At 41.2% G+C, this 4,652-nt stretch carries 2 protein-coding genes and 8 tRNA genes; all 10 read left to right on the top strand.

Annotation, left to right across the window (positions count from 1 at the left end; translation table 11 throughout):
- Positions 1-52 precede the first annotated feature (52 nt).
- The 10 genes from Hs30E_RS10475 (at position 53) to rpoD (ending at position 4,238) form a co-directional block, all read left to right on the top strand.
- Positions 53-126: transfer RNA gene (locus Hs30E_RS10475), tRNA-Pro, on the top strand.
- 27 nt (positions 127-153) lie between these two features.
- Positions 154-227: transfer RNA gene (locus Hs30E_RS10480), tRNA-Met, on the top strand.
- A 17-nt stretch (positions 228-244) separates the two neighbouring features.
- Positions 245-318 (top strand) — tRNA-Ile (locus Hs30E_RS10485).
- A 6-nt stretch (positions 319-324) separates the two neighbouring features.
- Positions 325-414 (top strand) — tRNA-Ser (locus tag Hs30E_RS10490).
- A 100-nt stretch (positions 415-514) separates the two neighbouring features.
- Positions 515-587 (top strand) — tRNA-Phe (locus Hs30E_RS10495).
- 22 nt (positions 588-609) lie between these two features.
- Positions 610-680: transfer RNA gene (locus tag Hs30E_RS10500), tRNA-Gly, on the top strand.
- Positions 681-910: 230 nt separating this feature from the next.
- Positions 911-984 (top strand) — tRNA-Ile (locus Hs30E_RS10505).
- A gap of 55 nt (positions 985-1,039) precedes the next feature.
- Positions 1,040-1,127 (top strand) — tRNA-Ser (locus tag Hs30E_RS10510).
- A gap of 64 nt (positions 1,128-1,191) precedes the next feature.
- A complete protein-coding gene (gene dnaG / locus Hs30E_RS10515) occupies positions 1,192-3,105 on the top strand; it encodes a DNA primase (protein WP_172209887.1) in 1,914 nt (637 codons plus the stop codon).
- A complete protein-coding gene (gene rpoD, locus Hs30E_RS10520) occupies positions 3,105-4,238 on the top strand; it encodes an RNA polymerase sigma factor RpoD (RefSeq protein WP_371864154.1) in 1,134 nt (377 codons plus the stop codon). Before dnaG ends, rpoD begins: the two co-directional genes overlap by 1 nt.
- Positions 4,239-4,652: the final 414 nt, after the last annotated feature.

Raw genomic sequence — 4,652 nt, forward strand, 5'->3', positions numbered from 1 at the left:
AGTCAAGACAAGTAATTGAACATATAGAGTGTTTGACTAACGTTAAACAATTCGGGAAGTAGCTCAGCTTGGTAGAGTACTTGGTTTGGGACCAAGGTGTCGCAGGTTCGAATCCTGTCTTCCCGATTGATGGTAACATCATTTTTACACTTAGGCGGTGTAGCTCAGCTGGCTAGAGCGTCCGGTTCATACCCGGGAGGTCGGGGGTTCGATCCCCTTCGCCGCTATTTTATTTTTTTCAGTTGGACCTTTAGCTCAGCTGGTTAGAGCTCTCGGCTCATAACCGAGCGGTCGTTGGTTCGAGTCCAACAAGGTCCACTTTTTGGAGGATTACCCAAGTCTGGCTGAAGGGAACGGTCTTGAAAACCGTCAGGCGTGTAAAAGCGTGCGTGGGTTCGAATCCCACATCCTCCTTTATCTTTATTCAAGTTTTGCTTGAAATAACTTGGTTGGTAGGAATCAAAAGTTTGTTTGACGTGTAATGCTTACCTTTACCTGTTTTGAATATTTTTTTGGCTCGGTAGCTCAGTTGGTAGAGCAATGGATTGAAGCTCCATGTGTCGGCGGTTCGATTCCGTCTCGCGCCATATTTGCCTTATTTAAGGCGTTGCGGGTGTAGTTTAATGGTAGAACCTTAGCCTTCCAAGCTAACTACGCGAGTTCGATTCTCGTCACCCGCTTTCTACTTTTTGTGGTAGATGATTGACTTACTGAGCATGCTGTTACTGGTTTGATGATGTGTCATTGTCTGTATTTCTTTGTTGTCAACTGGTTGATGCTGTTTGCCATGATATGTTCCAGTTTGTTTAGTATACTGTGCATAGCAAAAACATACATTGTTTAGTGAGTGATTTTTGTGTTAGTTTCAGTATTCTAGTAAACCTTAGTTCGTTAGTTGTAGACGATTTAAGGGCGCATAGCTCAGCTGGTTAGAGCGCACGCCTGATAAGCGTGAGGTCGGTGGTTCGAGTCCACTTGTGCCCATTTTTGTTAGTTTTGACTTTCAAAAAGAATAGAAATATGTTATAATAAAGAAGTTGGGGAAGTACTCAAGAGGCTCAAGAGGACGGTTTGCTAAATCGTTAGACTGAGAAATCGGTGCGCAGGTTCGAATCCTGTCTTCTCCGTCGGATACGTCTATTGTTGAATAGACGTTTTTTTGCCCTTATATTTGGGGAGGAATGAGGTGTTATGGCTCGTCTTGATAAGGAAAAAATTGCTGATATTAAGGCTAGTGTTAATATTGTTGATGTGATTTCACAATATGTTCACTTGTCGAAATCTGGGACGCATTATTTGGGTTTGTGTCCATTTCATGGGGAGAAAACGCCGAGTTTTAATGTGAATGCAGCTAAGCAGTTTTTTCATTGTTTTGGTTGCGGTAAGTCGGGCGATGTGTTCAGATTTTTGGAGGAATATAAGCAGGAGACTTTTATTGAGGCGGTTAAGGAGATTGCTGATTCTGCTGGAATTGAGCTTACGGTTGATGAGTCGCCAAGGCGGGAGAACCCGAATCAGGCACTTTATGATTTGCATAATCAGGCGGCGCGGATTTATCATACGATGTTGACCTCGACTGAGGAGGGAGCTAAGGCTCGCTTATATTTGGCTGAGCGTGGTATTTCAGATGCTATGATTGAACAGTTTAATATTGGTTTGAGTTTGTCTGACCTTGATTTTTTCTATCAGAGTGTTAAGCATAAATTTGAGGAAGCTGTACTTGCAAATTCTGGTTTAGTGACTTTTGCTGAAAATCGAATTTTTGATAGTTTTCGGGGGCGGATTATGTTCCCGCTTAATAATGAGTTTGGACAGGTTATTGCTTTTTCTGGTCGCATTTGGCGGTCGGAAGATTTAGATAATAAGCAATTGGCTAAGTATAGAAACTCTACGTTGACACCAATTTTTAACAAATCTGAAGCGCTGTACAACCTTGACAAAGCTAAAAATAGTATCAAAAAGTTGCATGAAGTTTATCTTATGGAGGGCTTTATGGATGTTATTGCGGCGGCTGAGAATGGTCTTTCTAATGTCGTGGCGAGTATGGGGACGGCGTTGACGGTTGAGCATGTCAAGAAACTTAGGCAGTTGGCGCAGAAATTTGTTCTGGTTTATGATGGCGATAAGGCAGGTCAGAATGCGATTTTTAAGGCTTTGAATTTGTTAGAGGCGAATGATGAGGTTGAGATTGTTCGGATTCCTGATGGGCTTGATCCTGATGAGTATAACAAGCTATATCCTAGGGCGCTTGCGCCTTTAATGGTCAATAGCCGTTTGGCGCCAGTTGAGTTTCTCATGGATTATCTACGCCCTGAAAATTTATCAAATTTGCAGTCACAACTTGAATTTATTGATTTAATGGCAGCGAAAATTGCTGCGGTTAAATCTTTGACGGCGCAAGATGCGTATGTTAAGAGATTAGTTGAGATTTTGCCTGATTTCGAGTATAATCAAGTAGAGGCTGCTGTCAATCAGCGACGGCAAAATGTTGTTGAAAGGCAAGAGATACTTTCTGAGGAACAGTTTTATTTTGATGATGGCTTGGCACCGCCACCTTTATCTGATGAGTTTGGCTATTTGCCTGATTTTCAGGATGTTTCTGAGTTTCAATTTCAGCCACCAGTCCAGCAACAAGCACAGTTTCAGTTACAAGAGGTAATGTTTTCTCCGCCTCAAAAGTTGTCGCGGATTGAAATTTCGGAAAGTCATTTATTACATCGGATGATTTACCATTCTCATGTACTTAAGAGAATTATGTCGGAGCCGAATTTTCAGTTTGTACACAAACGTTATCAACAACTTTTTGAGGTGCTGAAAACTTTGGAGAAGGTGGACGAGCCGATTTTGTCGGCTCATTTGACAGAACGTTCAGTAGATGAAGAGTTAGCAACATTTTATGAAATTTTATCATCTGTCAATGTGCCAGATGAGGTAGCGGATCAGGAAATTGAAGACCTGCTAAAAAATTTCGTCAAGGCAACAAAACAATCACAATTAGAGGCGCTCAAGGGGCAGCTTGAACAAGCAAAACAGGCTGGAAATAAGGCATTGGAGTTACAATTAACCTTACAAATCATTGCTCATAAACAACAGGATGGGGTATAATATTGGCAGAAAAAACTAAAGTAAATAAAAAAATTGGTCAAGCATTTAACGTGGCGGTTGCGGAATTTATTCGTGATCATAAAAAAATTGCTCAGGCGGTTGATGATGATATTACGACTGAATTGGTAGCGGAGTTTGAGTTAGATGCGGAGGCAATTGAGAAGTTGTTGACGAAGATTCAGGATGCGGGCATTTCGATTGTTGATAAGGACGGCAATCCGTCGGTTATGGCGCTTGAAAAGACTAAAGTTGATGAAGAAGCTGCTGATGAGGAAATTGAAGAAATCGTGACGAATGTGCGGATTGATGATCCTGTCCGTATGTATTTGAAAGAGATTGGTCGTTTTCCGTTGCTGGCGTTTGATGAGGAAACTCGTCTAGCTGAAGCCATTGTCGCAGGTGGTGAAGAGGGTGAAATGGCTAAGCAGATGCTAGCTGAGGCGAATCTGCGTTTGGTGGTGTCAATTGCTAAGCGTTATAGTGGTCGTGGCATGCAGTTTCTTGATTTGATTCAAGAGGGGAATATGGGCTTGATGAAGGCGGTTGATAAGTTCGACCATACTAAGGGGTTCAAGTTTTCGACTTATGCGACTTGGTGGATTCGTCAAGCGATTACGCGTGCAATTGCGGATCAAGCGCGGACGATTCGGATTCCTGTGCATATGGTTGAGACGATTAACAAGCTGATTCGGATTCAGCGTCAACTTTTGCAAGATTTAGGTCGTGATCCGAGTCCTGAGGAGATTGGTAAGGAAATGGATCTCAAACCTGAACGTGTTCGAGAGATTTTGAAGATTGCGCAAGAACCTGTGTCTTTGGAAACACCGATCGGTGAGGAAGATGATTCACATCTAGGCGATTTTATTGAAGATGATGCGATTGAAAGTCCTGTGGACTATACCAATCGTGTGATGTTACGTGAGCAGTTGGATGAGGTCATGGATACATTGACTGACCGTGAGGAAAATGTCTTGCGCATGCGTTTTGGCTTGGATGACGGTCGTATGCACACTTTGGAAGATGTTGGTAAGCAGTTTAAGGTAACGCGTGAACGGATTCGGCAGATTGAGGCAAAGGCTTTGAAGAAACTCCGTCATCCGCGTCGGAGCAAGCAATTGAAAGATTTTATGTAATTGGTGATCAACTATAGAAATTTAGTTACAGTCCTGAAAAATCGGTTTATTTTAATAGGTGTTTATCATTGATTTTATTAACATTTAGAGGCTGGGACAAAAGTCTCTAAAATAGAGGAATCGCATAAAATTCGTTTTTGAAAACGTTGATTTTATGCGGTTTTTCTATTTTATAGTTAGCTAAATTCTGCTAATTTTCGACTTTTGTCCTAGCCTCTTTTGTTGTGTTAAATGTAAGATATTCCTATATAATTGTCTTATAATAAATGAAATGATGATGTTATTAAACACGGTCGTTTCATAAATTTAATTTATCAAACAACATCACAAATTTCCAATAACAGCACACAAAACACGCTCATTTAACAAGCACTGTAAAAGATTTTGTTTCACACTTTTCTTCTTGTTTTTCTT

It is taken from the genome of Pseudolactococcus hodotermopsidis (assembly GCF_011170085.1).
Lineage (GTDB): Bacteria > Bacillota > Bacilli > Lactobacillales > Streptococcaceae > Pseudolactococcus > Pseudolactococcus hodotermopsidis.

Excerpts from the sequence above, each read along its gene's own strand:
- dnaG (WP_172209887.1), top strand. The coding sequence starts at position 1,192 with ATGGCTCGTCTTGATAAGGAAAAAATTGCTGATATTAAGGCTAGTGTT.